The organism is Nanhaiella sioensis (genome assembly GCF_046557775.1).
Taxonomy (GTDB): Bacteria; Bacillota; Bacilli; order Bacillales; family SM2101; genus Nanhaiella; species Nanhaiella sioensis.
On the sequence record NZ_JBKAEG010000002.1, the window covers coordinates 200,943 to 221,284 of the forward strand.

At 34.1% G+C, this 20,342-nt stretch carries 12 protein-coding genes; 1 reads left to right on the forward strand and 11 read right to left on the reverse strand.

What is annotated here, in order from left to right; genetic code table 11:
* Positions 1 to 240 precede the first annotated feature (240 nt).
* On the reverse strand, positions 241 to 5,808 hold the full coding sequence (locus V1503_RS24385) for a DNRLRE domain-containing protein (RefSeq protein WP_410629828.1): 5,568 nt from the start codon (positions 5,806 to 5,808) through the stop codon (positions 241 to 243).
* Between the two features lie 832 nt (positions 5,809 to 6,640).
* Between V1503_RS24385 and V1503_RS24390 the strand changes: the two genes are divergently transcribed.
* Entirely contained in the window at positions 6,641 to 6,949 is a 309-nt protein-coding gene (locus tag V1503_RS24390) for a YolD-like family protein (RefSeq protein WP_410629830.1), read from the forward strand.
* A gap of 88 nt (positions 6,950 to 7,037) precedes the next feature.
* Here the strand turns inward: V1503_RS24390 and V1503_RS24395 are convergent, their stop codons facing one another.
* The 10 genes from V1503_RS24395 to V1503_RS24440 form a co-directional block, all read right to left on the reverse strand.
* Positions 7,038 to 7,913, reverse strand: coding sequence for a hypothetical protein (locus V1503_RS24395; RefSeq protein ID WP_410629832.1), 876 nt, complete (start codon positions 7,911 to 7,913; stop codon positions 7,038 to 7,040).
* Positions 7,914 to 8,084: 171 nt separating this feature from the next.
* Positions 8,085 to 8,717 (reverse strand): hypothetical protein, encoded by a 633-nt coding sequence (locus V1503_RS24400; protein WP_410629834.1) that lies wholly within the window; start codon positions 8,715 to 8,717, stop codon positions 8,085 to 8,087.
* Positions 8,665 to 9,174, reverse strand: a complete 510-nt coding sequence (locus V1503_RS24405; RefSeq protein ID WP_410629836.1) for a hypothetical protein — start codon at positions 9,172 to 9,174, stop codon at positions 8,665 to 8,667. Before V1503_RS24405 ends, V1503_RS24400 begins: the two co-directional genes overlap by 53 nt.
* Before the next feature lie 360 nt (positions 9,175 to 9,534).
* A complete protein-coding gene (dnaN, locus tag V1503_RS24410; protein WP_410629837.1) occupies positions 9,535 to 10,662 on the reverse strand; it encodes a DNA polymerase III subunit beta in 1,128 nt (375 codons plus the stop codon).
* Positions 10,663 to 10,800: 138 nt separating this feature from the next.
* A complete protein-coding gene (locus V1503_RS24415) occupies positions 10,801 to 10,983 on the reverse strand; it encodes a hypothetical protein (RefSeq protein WP_410629839.1) in 183 nt (60 codons plus the stop codon).
* A gap of 595 nt (positions 10,984 to 11,578) precedes the next feature.
* A complete protein-coding gene (locus V1503_RS24420; protein ID WP_410629841.1) occupies positions 11,579 to 11,773 on the reverse strand; it encodes a hypothetical protein in 195 nt (64 codons plus the stop codon).
* Positions 11,745 to 12,944, reverse strand: a complete 1,200-nt coding sequence (locus V1503_RS24425) for a hypothetical protein (protein ID WP_410629843.1) — start codon at positions 12,942 to 12,944, stop codon at positions 11,745 to 11,747. Before V1503_RS24425 ends, V1503_RS24420 begins: the two co-directional genes overlap by 29 nt.
* Positions 12,945 to 13,211: 267 nt before the next feature.
* On the reverse strand, positions 13,212 to 14,657 hold the full coding sequence (locus V1503_RS24430; protein WP_410629845.1) for a hypothetical protein: 1,446 nt from the start codon (positions 14,655 to 14,657) through the stop codon (positions 13,212 to 13,214).
* Positions 14,657 to 14,950 carry a helix-turn-helix transcriptional regulator gene (locus V1503_RS24435; RefSeq protein ID WP_410629846.1) on the reverse strand — a complete coding sequence of 98 codons (294 nt, stop codon included), beginning with the start codon at positions 14,948 to 14,950 and terminating at the stop codon, positions 14,657 to 14,659. Before V1503_RS24435 ends, V1503_RS24430 begins: the two co-directional genes overlap by 1 nt.
* Positions 14,951 to 15,058: 108 nt before the next feature.
* Positions 15,059 to 20,287 carry a PKD domain-containing protein gene (locus V1503_RS24440; RefSeq protein ID WP_410629848.1) on the reverse strand — a complete coding sequence of 1,743 codons (5,229 nt, stop codon included), beginning with the start codon at positions 20,285 to 20,287 and terminating at the stop codon, positions 15,059 to 15,061.
* Positions 20,288 to 20,342: the final 55 nt, after the last annotated feature.

A 20,342-nucleotide genomic window follows, 5' to 3' on the forward strand; every position in this document is an offset into this window, starting at 1 on the left:
TAATATTTACATGTACATAAACCTAATACCTTTTGATTCGAAAGAATTCTCGTTTAAGTCATTTATTTTTAGTTTTCTCTTTCCGCTCAAAAATGTAAATAATCAACAACGAACCTCCCACACATAAAGTAAAACCAACGAACAAATAATAAATATTTTTAGGAATGTTAAAGACGTCAACTAAATAAAGAAAAATAAATACATATAGAGATGCGACTACATATTTTATCCAACTTTTCATTAGAAATCAATATATCCATTTCTTGGCTTTTTGTCCTTTTTATCAAGATATCTTGCTATAGCTCCACCTACGTCTGCATAGTTCAATGCAAATGCTACAGCTGCCCCTACAGCAAATGCTAATTTTTTAGCGCCCCAAGCTTTAAGCCTACTTACTACAGTTTTATAAAACATTCGTTTTGCTGCCTTTTTTCCTTTTTTAATAATATAGGCTTGAATTGCACCAACACCTCCACCAACTGCAAACCCTAGAGCTGTGTTAAGAAGTGCTGCCACAGTCCTTACTTTTATTCTCCAATGTCCAGTAGGATCAATATACATTATAGGGTTATTTCCAACATAAGCATATAAATTTAAACTTGACGGGTCTTCCTCAAAACCAAGAAACTTGTCTCTAGTAAGAAAACGTCCATCCTTTGGATTATAATAACGAGCCATTAAATAGTATATATCCGTTACTTCATCATAACGATAACTAGCATATCTATAAGGGTTAACTGATGCTAGTTCACCTGATTGAGAGAGAATGTTCCCCCAAGCATCATATTGATATTCTGCAACAATATTACCTACTTCATCTGATAGAGATATTACATCACCATGACTATTTATTTGATAATAATATGTCACACCCTCTTTAGTCATTGTTACAGGGTTTCCGTCAGCATCCCAAGTGTATTCTGATATAATATTATTATTTTCATCTGTTTCGTAGATAACTTTATCGCCTTGATAATGAAAGTTTATTTTTTCATTAGTCGATGTAGTCATGCTTGTTCGTCTACCTAGATGATCGTACTCAAAAGTAGCTATTACTGTACCATTGTTATCTTGTACTTCAATCAAACGGTTATTTTCATTATAAATAAAGGTCTTTTCTCCATTATTTATAAGATTTCCATTCGCATCATAATTATACGATTGACCATCTACATCAGTTAACTGGTTACCTGAATCATATGTGTAATTTGTAGTTGTGGTACTAAGGCCATCTGAAAGTATCTTTTTTGTACGATTTCCAACAGCATCATATTCATAGGATATCTCTGCACCATCTGTTAATGTTTCTTTTGTTAGACGATTTAAACTATCGTATTGGTACAATATATTTCCATTGTTTGTTTTAACTTCAGTCAGATTACTGTTTTCATCATACGAATACACATATTTATCAATCACATTGCCATTTGTATCATAATTAACAAGTGAGTGTATTATATTGTTAGAATCATACTCAATTGCAGAATACGTTCCGTTTGAACGTTTTGAAGAGATAATATTACCTCTTTCGTCATATACGTATTTAATAATATTGTTATTGTTTCGTTCCATAGCAATTATTTGATCAAGCTGATTATACTTAAAACTATTCGAATATTCCTTAGCACCAGCAGTTACACTATATGAAGTTATGTTCCTGTTAGAATCATATACATAGTCTATTACATTCGAAGATTTTTCAGTACTTTGAACCAAATTACCATCATTATCATACTTATATGTTGTTCCTGTCCCAAAAGGATTCATTACTGAAGTGATGTTTCCATTTGGATCGTACCCGTAACTCCATTTTTCAATGCCATTGTATAAAACCTTTTCTAACCGATTTAATTCATTATGAGTGTATGAAATTATATCACCATTAGGGTTAATAAGTTTTGTCTGGTCACCGTTTTTATTATATTCAAATTTTGTTATTTGTTGTAGCGGATTAACAAATCTTGACAATTGATTAAATTCATTATACTCATAACTAGTTACCTGATTTTTTGCATCGGTAACACTTGTTCGATTTCCTTCTCCATCATAAGTATATATAGTCTCATTTAAATTTGTATCTCTTACTTTGGTTAAAAGATTTCGACCATCATATTCAAAAGTAGTCTTTTGATTTTTTGCATCAGAAAAACTTATTAAGTTCCCAACTTTATCATATCCATAAGACACTGTATTTCCAAGTGGGCTCTTTACATTTGTAATGTAATTACCGTTTGCATCGTAGGTTAATTGAGTATGAGAAGCACCAACCTCTAAACGCATCGCATCAAACCAAGCTGTTCCTGTTTGATTATAAAAATAGTAGTATACATCGATCTGGTCAAATGCCTTTTTAGGGTTTACTTGTGCTGCAATATGTTGCCAACCTTCCGCTGTTGGATCAAAGAATTCAGAATTAGTCCAATCAATAGTACCATCTTTATGATGAATAGCTACTTGTACTAAATAATATCCACCATTCGGATCAGCTCCATTTTGTTTTGACCACCCCGATAAAGTAAGTGGCGTATTCTCATCCCCTACTAAAGAAATAGACTGTTTAATATACTTATTTTTTCCTACTTCACCAGTTAATTTAAGGGCATTTTCTCCAACGTAAGCATTAGTTCCGTCTAAGGTATCATTTACAGAGAAGTTTCCACTTGTTAACCAATCATCAAGGTAACCATCTTGATTACTATCTCTTTCAAATCCTGAATTTTCAACTAAGTTATACGCACCTAAAACAGTACCTTTCTCAATTTGAATTGCATCAAAATACGCTTTTCCTTCACCTACAAATGTTCCGACTGTAACACGTATTTGTGAAGTATTTACTGGTGCGTTATCAATCACCGTTTGTACTCGAGTCCAATCATGTGATCCTGTAAGTGCATAAGAATAGGTTTGATCAAGCCATGTTCCAGTTGAAGTATAATAATCAATTTTAAGTATTGCTGTACCAGTCAAGGCTTCAGTTTTCACATAACCACTTGCAATGTAATTTTCATTTTCCTCATACGGCATCATTTCTGAGTAGAGAACAGCCCATCCTTCAGGTGATGATACGCTTATTGATTTGTTACCGAACTTTGAAACATCTTCCCAAGCATAAGTTGCAGATGTACCTGTCTCCGTGTATTGGGTCCAATGGTCAGGCCAGTTATCCCCATCACTGTCCCTTTCAAAACTAGGGTTAGATAACAGATTATCTGCTACAGACATTTTGTGAGTAGAATATTCTACATTTCCATTACTTTGATATTTTTGTGAAGCTGTTTGTTGGTATGGATCAATTGATTCCGTATTATTATTTTTTTCATCATATTCATATTCACTAATGTTTCCATTAAAGTCTTGCTCTTCTATAATGTTGTTTTCATTATCATACAAATAGAATGAACTTGTATCTTTAGGAGATTGAAATTGATTGATATTTCCATTTTCATCATAAGAATATATATATGCTTCTGATCCATTTTTCTTGTTTATATTTGGTTCTATAACTTTTGTAAGATTATTCTTATCATCATAACTAAACGTAGTAACAGCTTTATTTTGGTCATCCAATGGATTTTCTGTAATCTGAACAATATTTCCATTCGAATTATACGAGTAATCCACACGATTTCCTTCTCCATCAGTTACAGAAGTAACTGCAATATCTGGATTATAGGAATAGTCTGTTTTACTAGTATCAACTACACCTTCAATTGTAATAGGTTTACTTATACTTTTCACTCGGTCAAATTCATCATAAACAATAATAGTAGTATTCTCTCTACCATCCTTTATTGATGTAATATTATGAGTTGAGTCATAACCAAAAGTTGTTCCATATCCTGCAGGATCTATAACTTCTGTAAGATTACCTAATTCATCGTACTTATAGCTTGTTGTACGATTAGCAGAATCAGTAATATCAGATACAAATCCATTTGAACCGTAAGATAGAGTTGTTACTCTTCCAGATGCATCAGTGATTGAAGATAATTTACCTGAATTATTATAGCCATAAGTAGTTTTATTGCCGTTTTTGTCCGTTATGGTACTAATTTTCCCAGAAGTATTGTATTGATATATTGTTCCATCTACTTCAGTAATTGTGTATGTTCCATCAGTATTTTTTGTAAAGGAGACATATAGACCATTAGGTGTCTCATATCCTCCATCTAAGGATTGACCAAAAATATGGCTAGTATTATCTTTATCCATAAATGTGATAGGACCAAATCCTGAATCATTCAAACTTGACTCTAAATTGCTCCACCAACCGTACCCAAACATACCAAACTTCTCTGATTTTCGGCTGTTATACGTGCGAGTAACTTCTGTAGTTACGCCAAGCCCAGGTATGTCTAAATCTATTTTTGAGAATAACAGATTTCCATTTACAGGATTAACTCCATCTTCTGTAATATCCCAATAACTTTCGAACCCAATTGGATCAACTGTGTAATTAATTGTTAACCTAGGTGTAAAATTCCCACTGTTAACTTGATTAAATACCCGTGATGGTGTAGAAGATTCATTTTTCTGCACCAACATAAAACCATAGTTCCCTTGGTCGCCACGATACCAATCATTTGCCAAGTTGGTTATTTCCCATTCCCAATAGCCATTTGCGATATTGTTTGTTTCTGTAAATTCTGGATTAGGATCAATCGATGGTTGTCGATTCCAAGTTGTAGTTCCAGCTTCCCAATCATCCAAAATACGATATAAATCTATAGATGCAGTAATTCCATCAGTTTTCGTTTGATAGGCATGGAATGTTGCATTAGTAATATTACTGTCACTTGGTAGAGTTGGTAAAGTAAATGCCAAAAGCGAACGAGTTACTCCATAGGATGTATCGAAACCTGTTCTCATAGAAGGGTGACTATATGCTACAGAATCTGGATACGCAGTAGCTACAAATGTATCAAGTAAAACATCCCAGTGGTTAATGGTTGGATCAATTGTTACCGGATATTTAGTTTTAGGATCCTCTAGAAAAGTAGAATCGGCTACAACGTCAACAAAAATCTTTCCTTTTTCTTCTTTTAAGGCTAAAATAACATCTTCAGAATATTGTCCATTTGCATCAGTCATAAATGGCTTCTCAAAATACCACTGCTTGTTACCTTTTTTATCTTTAAAAATAATCAAACCTTCTTCATCAGTCGTAGCAGTCAAGCCTTTCAGTTTCAACTCAAATGAAAAGGTATTCTCACTAGGAACATCATTAAGTATAATATCTTCCTTAACTCCATTTCCTTGCATTTGATAACGAACATCTGCTTGATCAAATATCTCACTATAAGTTATTTCGTTATCTTCTATTTTTCCTTTTACTTTCTTTTCCTTATTTTTTGTAGGAATAAGGGATATGCTATTCCCATCTTTTTCTATAGTCACAAGGTCTGTTCCACCTGATTCTTCAGAGAAAGCAACATTGAAATTATTAGCTGAGTTTTCAACCTTATTTTTTTTGTCTTTTTTCTTTAAGGTATTATCTATATTTTTCCATTTTTTATCTTTAGGATCTTGATAGAAATGCGGTTCCAGATAAATTTCCTCTGTAAAACTTCCATCTGGATTAAGGTACCTAGTGGAGTATTTTGTTCTTTTCCTCTTTAATTCTAATTTTTCTTTGGGTAGCTTTGATGGCATTTCACCAATATCTGCTTCAATTTCTTGTTTTTTTACTATTCTTTCTTTTTCTCCTTTTGCAGCGTTTGCAATATTAGGAGCTACCGCAGTAAAAATTAAAAGAAACGATAAAAATATAGCAATAAAACGGTAGTATTTTCTAAACGATGGTGACATTAATAATTCCCTCTCTCTTACTGTTAGTCTGTCCGGACTTTACTAGTATAAAGTAATAAAGAAACAACGAATATATAATAATAATGGTATACAAGGTATAATATCCTACTAATGGAATTAATTTTTCAATTGACATTATTCATTTGAAAACAAATTTATTAGTGTGGGTACGTACTTTGACATAAAAACCATGAGGTTATTGCACATTTCGTGAAAGGTTATAGTATTGTGAAATATTTTAGTTGTTTGACATATACTTGTAACCATTTTGACATACTTAAATGTTATAGTACTCATACACCTCACATAAATCGTAAACTATAGCTGAATCATAAACATCTAAACGATTATGATAACTGATGTCTTGTCCGGAATAAGGTTATTAGTTCAATAGAAGCTGTTCTGACTATAGTGAGTTGTGGGGTGTACAATATCACACATAAGCGAAACTTTAGGGGAATAAAAAAATTTTTATGATTACGGCAGGAGAGCCTTATTCAATTTGAGGTAGTCACCATATTATACTGACTGATAAATCAAAAAAACTTGTTATTCCACAATATGGCCCTTTTCTTGAATAACTATATTGTCGTTCAGATTTTCTATCTCTAATTATAAAAATCCCTTTAGATATATATCCAAAGGGTAAAACGTCGTATCTTTTTTATAAGCATCGCGACTTTATTCAAAACATCGCATCTTTTTTATAAACATCGTGACTTTATTTCAAACCAACATTTGTACTCTTATATAAAGAACCTAAAATATTGTAACTTTTTTTGTAACTAAACGAACATATTTTCGTATATAATAATAAAAAGGAGTGATGCAGTTGGAGGATAGAGGGATTAAAAAGTGGGCGTCTGCTTATATGCTACAGGATGCAAAGGATGACTATTTTAAATTAAAAAGACCAGAATTAGATGAACACGAAATTGAGGTTATAAATAATACCATAGTAGAAGCTATGGAGCATACAAACGAAGTTGTAGTGACATACTTTGAAAATGGACAGTTTAAACCATTTGTCGGTCATATTCATTATGTTGATACGATGAATAGACATATTAGGATAATGGATAAGTTTGAGGATATTTATAGGATTAATTTCAATGATATAATTGACGTTCAAATGAGTTAACAGCCCCACAGGATGAGATGTAGGGCTGTTTTTTCATGAAAGCAATTCGTGATGTATTTTATATTATGCAATTGTTATTTTTTTGTATTCATTTAAGGTTTGCTTTTTTGCGGAGCTTTTCACCATTTTTATTAACAGCTTCAAAGATATGCCCCTTATGAGAACAATAGATTGATGTAATAGGTTGCTCTCCATCCCACGTCCAGTAAGTTCTTCCGTTATCGTTGAAATAGACCAACGCGTACTTCTTTGGAAATTCTGTGAAATACTGCAAGGCTTCATGTTCACTCATATTCGTATCTTCTATCAAAATGCTCACAAGCTTTTCCCCAACTGTGAATGTTAATGTATTATTCTCTTTACAATCAGGACAGATTATTGTTTTCTCTCCAGCATTTTCTTTTATTGAGACCACTTTTTTGTCGCACCGTTGACCACATTCCTGACATTGTCCATCAAATCTCTTATGTAGTTCCGCTATTTCTTTCTTATCATGAGTCTTTTGTTTTCCCTTGGTTTTTTTCTCTGCTTGTGGTGTAGGTTGTTGTGCGTTTAAGTCTTTTATTCTAGTACTCTTTTCATCTTTTGATGCTTTCACTTTCTTGTCTTGTTTTTTATCATTCTCTACATTATCTTTTTTAGGGACATACTGAGCTTGGAAACAGATTAAACCCATATCCCCCTCTACTATATCCATTGGTAAATCTAACGTAACTTCCCCTTGAATCATCAATTTGTTCGCATTTTGGAGCGTGTCACCACATTCATCAATACTCTTCTGTAATTTTTTCCATTGTTTCTCACTGAGAATAGCAGTGACCGCAACTTGTCCCGGTTTTGGAAGTGTTTTTGGAGGAATCGATTTGCTTTGTTCCTCGAAATCTAAGCAAAATATTTGTTGGTTCTCAAATTTACAAGGTCTAATGTTGATAGGTTTTCCAGTCACTGTTAGTTTCATTGCCATTTCACTTGCCACCTCATTTTCCATATTTACATATAATTATAAGTTAAAATAAGAAAAATGAACAAGGACACTTTGTTCATATGTTGCTCCTGCTAATTATTGAGATTGATAATTTATTGAGGGTACAATCAAAGCAGAAAACCTTATCCTTCAGGTGAATTAAGCTCAAAATCAAAATCCCCCGTGAGACTCAATACTACTGATAATGGTACGAATCACTTTTTCATCATTGCCTTCTTTTGTTAATTTTTTTATAAAATCCATATACAACATGGCTATAACATCCTCAACTGTAAAATCAATACCTTCAATAACGTTAGAAAGATCGTACAGTAAAACCTCACCTCTGTATATCTCAGTCCGTTTAATTCGAATAGTTAAATATGCATATTTTTTTTCAGTTTGAGAGAAATAATCAGTCGTTTCTTCCGTCTCGAAAATCCAGGTATTAGTTGTTAACTGTTTTAATTTCTCTCCATTAATTGTTTTCAGGTTTTTTTCTCTAAACTCATCTATTTTATTTACCAAATTGATTCCTAATTTTTCAAGAGAAAAACCCTTCCGAATTTGATTGAGGAACTGTAAATATAACAATGAAATAAGCTTATCTAAACAGACATGTTGAGATTCACTATTTAACGCTTTTATATCGGAAATTAATACATCTCCACGCAAATAATCTATTAAAGGAACCTTAATATCTATATATAAATATGTTGGTTCAGGAATTAATCTCCAAACACCCTTTTTCTTAGAACCATGTAACTTTTCTTTTAATAGATTGAAGTCGCTGAAAGATTGCACTATAATTATCTCCCTTCTCAATATCTTTTAACGCTGACGTAACCATCATATATACCGCTCTACGGTCAGATATCCCATTTTCCATAGCTATCCCATTTAGTCCACCTATCTCCTGATAATAGAACTCTGGTGGCTTTGTATGCATGTAATTTTTCGAATCACAATAATCTTGTTCCCAGTTCACAATGTGTATGTTTTGTAGAGCATACAGCAATAGCAATGTATTATATTTAGTTTCTCTAATTTCTATCTCGGGAAAATAATATTTAAAGCGCTTTAATGAAGATTTTAATTCTTTTCGTAAATGTATACTAACAGGAAACTTTACATCATGAGCTTTATCAAAGTGCATATTTCGTTTACGTGAAGTTTGCTTCTTCGAAACAACTTCTATTCGTTCCTTATTTTTATCCTGATTATATTTTTCTTCAAATAATGGATTTAAGTTACCCAACATCTCCTCTCCCCTCTCTTTGTAATAAATCTATAAATTTTACAGGGTCACTTTTCCAGTTTTCCTGTCTTGTACTAGCGTATGGAAGGGAGGGGATAGTTATGACTCAAATTATGTTTAGAATTTTAAAAAACAACCTATACTGCTATTAGAATGGTGACGTGAAGGAGAGTGAACACTATGGGGAAAAAAATTAATAAAGATACTGCAAGTAACTTTTCTAAGCTCTTAGAAAAAGCGGGAAAAAAAACAGGAGCTAAAATTGTAAAAGTTAAAGTAAAATAAGTTATCAATATATAAAATGTTATATCTATCAAATTTTTTCAAAATAAACAGCCCATATCTGATTGGGCTGTTTATTGATTATCTGACTGGTAACAATAAATCTACAGAAGACGTATCATCTTCCGAGGGATACAAAACAATCGGTTTCATCGGATCTAAAAACTTAATGATTACTTCTTTTCCTGGTATCGCTCCAATTGCGTCAAGCATGTATTTCACGCTCAATTTAAGTTGAATATCTCCGCTTGCATCTTTTATAAATAATTCTTCGTGAGCTTTTGCCAACTCGGTTTTCCCTTCCATTTGAAGAATTGGTAATGTACTTTCAGAATTTAAAGTTAGGCAAATAATCTTGTCTTTTGTAGCCTCTAACATTACTAACAATCTTTTCAAGGAAGCAGCTAATTCCTCTTTATGTACCTTACAAGATGTTGAAAACTCTTTTGGAATTAACCCTTCAGTCCTAGGGAACGTACCTTCAAGCAGCCGAGAAGCAAATAGGATGCTCTCACTACTTATTTGCACATTGTTTCTTGAAAACTGAATAGTAATTGACTTTTCATCTAATGGAGAAAATGTTTTTATCAATTCCTCTACAGCTTTACCAGGGATCACTATTCCATCGAAAGCTTCTTGTTCCTCATTTAACTTAATACCATATGACGAAAGCCTATGAGAATCTGTGGCCGTAAAAACGACTTCCCCTTCTCCTTTTCCTTCCATATGCACTCCTCCCAAAATTGGGCGGTTAGCACTTTCCGAAACAGCATATAGAGTAGCATTTAATCCGGCTACAAATTTGTTTGCTAGAACTTCAAAAGATGTATCAAATTCTTCTGTTTGTAAGATAGGGAAAGACGATTCATCCATTTTACTTAGATCATATTTATTTTTCTTTACGGTCAGTGTGATTTTCGTTTTCTTGATGTCTATAGTGATTTCTTCTTTTGGTAGTTTTTTTAATAACTCAAAAAATGTTTTAGCGTGTACCAAAAATGCTACTTCACTTTTCGTTTGCGAAACATCTTTACCAGTACACCTAATGGTTTTATCCCCATTTGTAGCTATTAATTCAACTTCGTCACCTTTCGCTTGCACAAGTACACCTGTAAGTAATTCATTTTGTGCTTTGTTGTCAATCGCACCTAATACTGTTTTTAGTAATTGTTGAAATGAACCTACTTCTTTTATTGTTATTGTTGACATGGTTTTTCCTCCTAATAAAAAGTGTTTTAAAAATAAAAAGCCAAAGCATTCTTTTAGCTTGTTTGCTAAAATCGCACTTTGACTTCCTGATGGTAATAAAGTTTCCTCTTAACTCCATGCATTCTAAGTAATCTTTTGTTAAACCATAAACTGATGCCAATTCACAAGTTTCACATGGTAGTCTTCTTCACTAAATTCCTTCAGGTGTACATACCAAATGCCATCTACCTTAATTAACCCTTCTACAGTACTTTCTCCATATAATGTGTATACCTCTTGACCTATTAACTGTTCAACTTCCTCTTTTAGTTCATTAATCATCAACCTATACGTCCTCCTTTTAATCTTTTTATAAAGCCAGAGTAGCCACCTTTTGCTTGTGTTCGCTAGGTGAAACTTTAGCTTCTATAAGCTATGGAGCTATTTTCCTAAAACGCAAAAAAGCCCTATGAGGACATGTTCTTCCAAAAAGAAAAATGTCACCCATAGGGCTTGGTTCTCGTTAAAGGGCTCAAATTTGAGCAGAAAATTAATAATATATTCTATTTTAGATTATTTTTCACTAACATGCAATGTACTTCTACATCTTGGAAGTGTGAAAAAACTATATATCTAAACTAACAATTAAACTCATTCCTCATAAACATTATAAAGAAAATTTATGTTTAGGAGGAAATACTTTAGGTGAAAATGCATAATGATTAGATTAAAGGAGATGGAGATTGCATGAGAGAAAAAAAGAATAAGGCAGATAAGATAGTAGACATACGAAAAAAAAGAGTGAAACCAACTCCTAGAAGGAGTATGGAAGAGATATTAGCAGGGCGCCGGAGGAAACGTAAAAAAATAATAGATAATCTACCAAAATAAAAATGACCATCATTGAATTGACGGTCATTTTTTATGTGAATTACTCTTAGTTATTTATTGTTTGTAGTTCTTTTTCAACTTCCTGATTTAGTTTTTCTATATAAGAACGTCTTTTTGCCTGTCGGTCGCTAATGATTTGTCTTTGAGGGCGAGATGGTACAGGTGAAACACGTTCCCAACCAGGAACTGATTCTTTTCTAGACTTATCTGGGTTATTTGTTTTGGCTTTTGCGAAACTCATTTTTCTCGTCCTCCTCCTTGGTTACTTTCCCTTCCATCAACAAACACAATGAATGAAAGATATTCATTATATACTTTGAATCTATTATATCATCGGTTGCTAACAAATACCAAGCTCTAGGGTTTCTTTCCTTATCAATCTGGAAATTAATTATCCATTCAGAGCTTTTTAGCTTCATGTAATAGCTTATTATAAAGTAACCTTCTTTGGTTTGAAAAAACTGAGGCACGCTCTCTTTTTCCGTTGCTACAATAACTGCAGGTATCATACAGTCATCCAATTCATTTTCATGTATATTAAGGGATACTTCCGAATCAATGTACGGCTTTTCAGCTGCTATTTGAATCAAAGTATCACCTTCCATCGTATACAAAGTAAAACCAGTTAGTAATCTCAGGTCTGAGAACCTATAGATCCCCTTTGACATATCTTTTAAGAGTAAGTTAATTTCCGATAGAAAATCAAGTAAATAGGTGACAATATCTTCTGTAAATATAAGTTCATCTTCTAGTAGCGCAACAGCTTCTTTATATTTCTCTATTGCTTCTTCATGCTTTTGTTGTATCAGATCCTTCTCACTTTTCATCTCTTGGACCCGTTGTGTGTGTTCTTCTTTTAATAATTGTACAGCTCTATGTACATCATCTTGTTTTGTAACAACTCCATTTACATACTGTGATAGTCCTGCATAAGAAAAGTTTGGATCAATTACAGAATGATTTAATAACTCATATTCGTTCTTTCTGAATTGCATGTAAGCTGGAAGGTGAAAATCAGGATGGTATACATTAAGCATTTTGCTAAAATATAGTGGGGCTATAACAATTAGAAAAAGTATAAATGAAGCTAACCCTATTCCAATTAACCAGTACCACTGTATTTCTGTTAACCACTTAGTTGTAGTAGGAATAACTCCTCCAAACAGGAGAGGTATAATTGTCAAGTTTATATTTGTTATGTCTTTTTCATCATTTTTAGAATGCGTAGGTTTTAGTTTAGTAATTACCTTAAAGAATTTTGGGATATCCTTCAACTCTAGCATTAAGAGATAAACAAGCCAATGTGAAGTTACTTGTGTTCTACTGCTGCTATTCGTGAATATTTGTAATAGCCTGTCCATTCTAGGCGCAATGTTATATAACGTTCCATGATAGTTCGGTTTGTTTTCCAAACTGCTCACCTCTTCAAATATAATTATTATACATAAAAAGCAGTATTCCTCTTACCTCTTTCATTATTATGTTCTCATCATTTACCTCCTTCGCGTTTTTAAGCTCAAATAGCCCTATGAGGACACACTTCTTCCGAAAAAGAAAATGTCACCCATAGGGCTTGTGGCTCGTTTAAGGGCTCACTTAAGAGCAAATAATAAATAATTATAATAAGTTAAGTATAGAGGATAATTAACAAACTATCAAACATAGAAAAAATCAAGTTTTTATTTCTTGTAAAGCCCCCCTTTTCCCTCATCTACAACACCCTCATTCTTGCTATCTATTTTCGATTGTTTATTTTTCATAAACCGAGCAAATAATCCTTGCTTTTGTTTTGGTCGAGCTAGCTTCTGATACGTTTCTTTTGATAGAATAAGTTGTCCTAGATCACTCATGATATCCTGAATTGATTCATTTTCTTTCTCATTTAAGCTGTTCCATATGCCCTTTCCATCCATTAACCACTCATTTATGTTTTGAATGGTAGGGAAATGCACCATTTTTTCTACCCCATAACACCCTAACAACATCTTTTCGTACTTTTTCTTCAAATATGGAGTTGATTCATTTGCTATCACAATCATCTTCTCTCCTAATTGTTCTGCACTCATGTACTCCACCATTTTTTTATAGGACTCATGCTCTCTGTTTACTCGTACAGGGTCGAACTTGGTTGTTAAAATAATATTGTTAGCCTGTCTTAAGATAAGCTTCTCTTCTTCATTGTGAACACCATGAGACATGTCATAGATTAAAATAGGAATTTGTCTTGCATAGCCTACTAAATGAGCTGTTTTCATCATATCCCACTTTTTATATGTTTCTCTCTGATTACGAATAAGGTATGTCACATTATGAATCTCAAGGTCACTACCTTTTTGTACCTGTTCATTTTCCTCTAGTTGCCTATGCCAACTTTTCCATTCACCTTTTATATGTTTAGAAGCATCTAATGCGTCAAACCAATATGGCTTTGCAAATGGACTCTCTAAAACGCCTACATGCAGGTTTAACGAGGATAAGTACTCTGCTAGTATTCTACCTATAATAGATGACCCAGCTCCTTCAAATGCGCTTGCTACAACAATTAGATGGGGTTGAATGACTAACTGTTCATAGATGGGGACAAGGGTTTCAATCACACGCCCTTCACGTGGCTTTTTCCCTTCATGAATGATACTCTCCGCTTCTTTTTCTTTTCGCTGTTGCTCCAGCTGTCGTTCACGCTCTTTCTGCATGTCTTCAGTTACGGTATCAACTTTTCCCCTGAACTGTTCGATGTTTTTGTAAGCGGGAGCTGCTTGGAGTTGTTCTATGTATGCAGGAGGAAGATTGCCTTCATGAAAAATATCCAGAATGTTTAGTGTAGTAAGTTTTGTGAGGAATACATCATCTATCGGTCTGTCACAAAAGAAGATGACTCGTAAAGATGAGCTAATCTTTCTAAGTTCTTCAATGACCAATATCCATTCATCATCACTGTTTTCCTCTAAGCCTACTAAATCGTCTCCTATAAATACGATAGAAGGCATAAGTTCAAAGACGCGGTTAACTAAACTCTTTCGTGTTGTAACTGTTGACACAACTTTCCCTATATTATTTTGTTCAAGGTCACCTCTAATCAGCTCGTCTAATTCTTCATTTCCTGTACCTACAATGATTTCATTCATCATCTCATCACCGACTTGTTTTCTAGGAGACTCGAAAGAGTACTCTCAAATTCTATAAGGGTCACGTCACATGTCCCTAACATTTCATATGCTAATCTAACCGTTCGACTCCACACATAAGGGGATACATCACGCTCGCCTAATTCCATTTTGACGACTGTACTTCTACCAGTGCCTAATTGTTTTGCTAGTTTTTCCTGCGTGAAGCCCATCTTCTTACGCAAAACACTGATACATTCACCTTTGTTTTGTGGTGTGATTGTATAAAGTACCTTTCTTTCCATAGTGGTCATTTCTTTTCCCTCCTGTTTTATATAGAAAAAAAGACGCACCTAACCCGTAAAGGTTTAAGTGCGTCTTCCGCTACATTTCCGTATTTGATTACAAACAATTTTACCACACTATTCAACACGTATCAATTCGAAGAATTGATGAATTGAATCTTTATCTACGTTCACTATGACTTCATCGTTTCTGATAATATCATTGGAGTACAATACTTCAAATAGAAAAGTGTAAGGTCCTTCTGGTAACTTGTCATGGTCGTCCTCTGCGATTTCACCTTCCCACTCTGTTCTCTCTAAATTAACAGGAGCTAAAAGGGTTTGGTCACCTGTCTCCATCATAGTAACAAGGACATGAGTGGCTATCAGTGTCGAATCAGTATCCGTTGTATCAGCTGATAGTTTAAAAGCTTCACCTGCAAGAAAAGTATTAATATCCCATGGTTCATGAATGTTGCCACTATTTCTTAGATTATATTTTTGACGCCTCATCTCCCATGCGATAGGATGATTCACCGCTCCTTCAATATCTAAATCGAGTATCTCAATGGTATCTGTGAAACTTACTTCAGGGCTCTTGCCATCGGTTACATATTGAGTAATCATCCAGTTCCCAATTTGGTCACTAATAAATGATAGATTTCCACTGCCATCTACTTCATCATCGCCTGTTTGGTAAGTAACTATGCTACCGTCTCGCTTTTCGACTGTGTAGCGGTAGGTGAGCGGGTCGTTGTCTGCGTCTATAGCAGTTGAACGTAATGTGATTTGTTGACCTATATAGTATGGACTTTGGTGTGTAAACCCCGGTGTTGGGGGTGTATTAGATGTTCTGACAGGAATAATCTGTTCAAACCACTCTGAGTATTTTTGTTCTCCTGTAGCTTCTTGTACTCTTTTTCGAACTCTCCAATCCCCTTCAGATTGAAAATGAGCGGTATTATCTATGGAATTATAATTTGAAAAATTAGTCCACTCATTTCTTGAAAGTGAATAATATTGCCAATAATGAATCAGGTCGTCACCTTCGGGATCATATGACTCATCGTACAAATTTACAGTATCGTTTGGTTCAATCCCCTGTGTTGGTGAATAAGTAAAATATGCGACTGGTGGTTGGTTAGGTACTGTGCTCACATTTTCTACAGTCTCAGTATGAACAGCATATTCTCCCTGAAAATCTTGCACTGTTAATTGAATTTCATATGTTTTTCCAGTTTGAAGCCAGGATGGCGGAGAACTTCCTGTTGCGTACCATCTAGTTGTACCTACTTCACGATAATGCCACCATTTCTGCTTAATTCCCTTTTCACCATCAGAATATTTGTCTAAATCATAAGAATAATCATATACTGTAATTCTTCCACTTCGCGAGTACACATCGAACTCAGGTATAGGCTTCCTGTGTACATTTAGAATTAATTCAGACGGTGGTGACCACTTACGATATTCGTCAAAAGAGTTATCACTTTCAACAGGGTTGTCCCTTGCTTCACTGTTTAATGTATATCTTCCGACTTTATCAAACTGTGTTACAGGTTGACTTAATTGTTGTTCATGAATATCCCAAGTTCCCATTGAATTTTCATAGAAGGTTGCATCATGCCTGTAGACATGTCTTTCACTGTATTTAGGATCTCCTTCAAAGTCAGCATAAGATTCCTCATAATTTACATTGTCATCTAAAGTGACAGTAATTTCTTTAGACGTTGACTGGCTATATTCGGCTATAATTTCGTTAGCTAATGTAGTTAATGAATTCGTTAGATTACTGTTATTTATGAACATTCCTTCTATACTATTTGAATAATTTAAAATAGCATCGTGTTGACTTTGACTTACACTTGAACCAAATGGATAGTATTTAATGTCATTATTTAATAACACATTGGCAAATGTAGTTTGATAAGTAGTATCATTTAATTCAGAAAAAGTATCTTTAAAGATTGGAACATAGTATTTTGGGTTTGTAGTATCCCAATCAAAATCCAATAAATCATTATCTAAATCAAGTGTAGTCGTTTCTTTAATTGTACTGATTGTGTCAGTATTGTGATCTTTGAAATACACTTTATCACCAAGTAAAAAAATTTCATCATAAAAATTACCTGAATATAAGACTTCTCTATTACCATTAATGTCGTATTGAACAATATAATAATTATTTATTTCTAGCTGTCTATCATATTGTCTTTCTGCTACATAAAAAGTGGAGTCATCTTCTGATACTTCAAAAGCATATTTATCTACAACTCCTTCAGTTTGAGCTGTAAATAGAAATTGTACTTCATGGGAGTCTTGGTGAAAGCGATACACGTCTTTTCCACTTCCGTTATTAGTAGTGTAATATACCCAATCATTAGGTGTAGATTCTAACAAATATCTCACATCATAAACATAAAGATTTCTTTTTCTATATCCGCTATTGTATCTATCAGTTATCTCAAATTCCACAACCCTATCATCATCATCATCAGTTAACGTATAGAACCTAGTATCATCATCTGTTAATAAACCATAATGATAATCATCTAGGTCCAATGTCCATAGTGGATAATCCCTATCACCCTTCCAATAAAATGTAACTGGTCGGTCGTCGTCACCCTGATAGTACAAATAATTACCACTATCACTTATATAGGCCCCGTGATCATAATCATCATTACGGATTGTGTATTTTAGACGTCCTGAACTACTGCCATCATCGTATAGACGGCCTTCCCAAAATTTTGAATACCCACCATGATTTGAATTACCAACGTGTTCACGATAAAGAAAGTAGTTTGAATACCTTGACATAAATACAGATGAATACTTAAGAGAATCTGCGGTTATTTTTGCTACATTACCAGTTCGAACATTATAGTACGAAGTATCCGGCGTACCCCATGAATTTGTTGGAAGTTCCTGAAACAATAAATAATTTCTATTAGACACAGCTAATAGTCGGTTAGCTCCAATTCCTAACGATTCTGCTCTATTTCCATACGGATATTTTTTAATTGCGTAATTCAAGTTAATATTGTTTTCATGTAATTTAGGTAATAAAGTGCTATTGATGGCTGATCGTAATTCTGATTCCGATATATCTTCATCTCCAATCGGAAAATTTATGTTCACTGTTACATATTTGCTAACCTCATAATCGAAATCAGGTGCATAGTTATTCACATCAACAATCTTTAATTCTAATTCTTTATCTGTCGTATCATCCTTTAGAGCTTCACTAGGATCATAAAACTCCGGAATAACATCCTCGCTTCCACCTTCGATTACCTCTAATTCTAGTTTATATTCACCAACATGATTCACACGGTAATCAACTTCTATGGTATTACCATCATCCATAACAGTTGGGGTTTCATCTTCAAAATTTCCGTCATTATCAGAATCAAATGTAATTGTCCATATCCTTTTTGCAATTGTATCTCCATCAGGAGAACGACTATTATCTGTTGCTTTTATAAATGCGTAATCACTGTTTTCTTCTCTATATATAGTAGTCTCTGTATTAAAGTCAGCTTCAGGTGGTTTATCTGGGCTAATGAAGATTACTGTTTCTGTGGTATCTGAGTATCCATAATTATTTTTTACGGTAGCTGTAATTTTGTAGTACCCTTTCTCTTTGAACATGACTGGTTTTGTGATAACCCCATCTAAGCTACCAGAATATTTGATACTCTCGACGTTTTGCCCTTCTACTGGTGTTATTTCTATTTTTGAAAGCTCCCATTCCATCACACTATCACCAGGAGTTTCACTTTCTGAAATATCAATATCAATCTTTTTATTGACTTTCAATTGACCAATTGTTTTAATTCGAGCTGTAGGAATAGGTTCTAGAACTTCAATCTCTTTAATTGTTTCGTCATGTCCACCTCGAAAATCGTCTACACCATGCCACAATTCAAAAGTCCCTATCTCTTTAAACGTCACTTTTACAAGTTCATCTTCAATTATCTCAAGGTCGCCTATGTCTTCGCTTCCATTATCCCAACCATACAGAGCAATTTGACCGTCAGGGTCGTAAGAGCAAGAATCGTAATAATAACTATCCCCCACATAGGCTTCATCTTGTCCACTGATACAGGCGATAGGGTCTAGGTTAGCCTCACCGACTGTGATAGTGTATTCAACGTCATCTTTTTTCCCGTTTTCATCTGTGACAGTTAACACAACATTTTTCTGTCCTTCAGTCTCAAATTCATAGTTTGGATTCTGTTCAGTAGAAAAAACATCACCAGAATATTTCCATTCCCACTGAACAATTTGTAGATTATCAGGGTGCATACTTTCATCTCTAAATCTCACATTATCTCCAGCGTTAGGTGACGTTGGACTCCATCTAAAATCTGCAATTGGTCCGTTAGGGTCTTGAGGATCAGTACCCCCTCCACTTCCAACACTGATTGTTTCTGTTTTGGAAGTTTGACGTTCAACTCCATCAATTACAGTCACTTCAACTCGATAATTCCCTTCTCCAGTAGATTCAAAGTTTAACGAAGTCTTATGTGTAGTAGATTCATCTCTTGAACCTGAACGTTTGCTACCGGTTAGCCCTGAGCGATTATAAACAACTGAACCCCTAGGGTCAGTGATTTTCACGTCGATAGCAGCATCATCATATGTAAAAGCATACTCACTGAAGTCAATGTCAACATATACTGTTGAATCCGATTGTCTTGAGAGGTTGATAGAGTCTACGGAAGGGTACTCAGTCACCCATGCATATACAAGACCATAGTTTTCACCGCCACGAATAAATTCTTTTTCAAACTTGATGTATGCACCTGACAGTTTTGCTATGTCTCCGAGGTAGGTCATGTACTCTCTTGTACCATCACAAGGATACTTTGAATCATTACAAATTAATTCAACATTTCTTAGATTCGTATTTACATAATCAATATCCCCATTGAAGGTTTTAACCCACTTTTCAATTGTTGAATAAGAATTATCAACAATCGAATAACCAATTCTTGAGTCACCTTCTCCCGTAAGATGCATTGTTTCTCCAATTTCAGTGGTTGGTGAATATGGTCCGAAATGAGGAGTTTCCCCCCATGAAGGGATACCTCCAATGTACTCCTTAATTTTCACTATGTTATTTCTCATATAGAAATAACCTATTGAGTCTGCAGTTAAATCATTACTATCGATGTGAGTCCCTTTTTCATCACCCTTGTTTGGGTCTCCGGCAACCGCATCAGGATAAGGGTTTAGGCTGATAAAAGCTTGACCAGGTATTACGAACAGAAAAAGTGAACCGATAACTAATAGTGATATTAATAATATAATTTTCTTTCGCTTCGATAGCATTTTCAATCGTTCAATTAGTCTCGACAAATATTTTAACCCCCTTTGTGAGCAATAAAAAAAGACGCACTAAACCTGGTAAGGT

Coding starts and splice junctions, on each gene's coding strand:
- V1503_RS24385 (WP_410629828.1), bottom strand. CDS start 5,808: ATGTCACCATCGTTTAGAAAATACTACCGTTTTATTGCTATATTTTTA.
- V1503_RS24395 (WP_410629832.1), bottom strand. CDS start 7,913: ATGGCAATGAAACTAACAGTGACTGGAAAACCTATCAACATTAGACCT.
- V1503_RS24405 (WP_410629836.1), bottom strand. CDS start 9,174: ATGTTGGGTAACTTAAATCCATTATTTGAAGAAAAATATAATCAGGAT.
- dnaN (WP_410629837.1), bottom strand. CDS start 10,662: ATGTCAACAATAACAATAAAAGAAGTAGGTTCATTTCAACAATTACTA.
- V1503_RS24415 (WP_410629839.1), bottom strand. CDS start 10,983: ATGATTAATGAACTAAAAGAGGAAGTTGAACAGTTAATAGGTCAAGAG.
- V1503_RS24420 (WP_410629841.1), bottom strand. CDS start 11,773: ATGAGTTTCGCAAAAGCCAAAACAAATAACCCAGATAAGTCTAGAAAA.
- V1503_RS24430 (WP_410629845.1), bottom strand. CDS start 14,657: ATGAATGAAATCATTGTAGGTACAGGAAATGAAGAATTAGACGAGCTG.
- V1503_RS24435 (WP_410629846.1), bottom strand. CDS start 14,950: ATGACCACTATGGAAAGAAAGGTACTTTATACAATCACACCACAAAAC.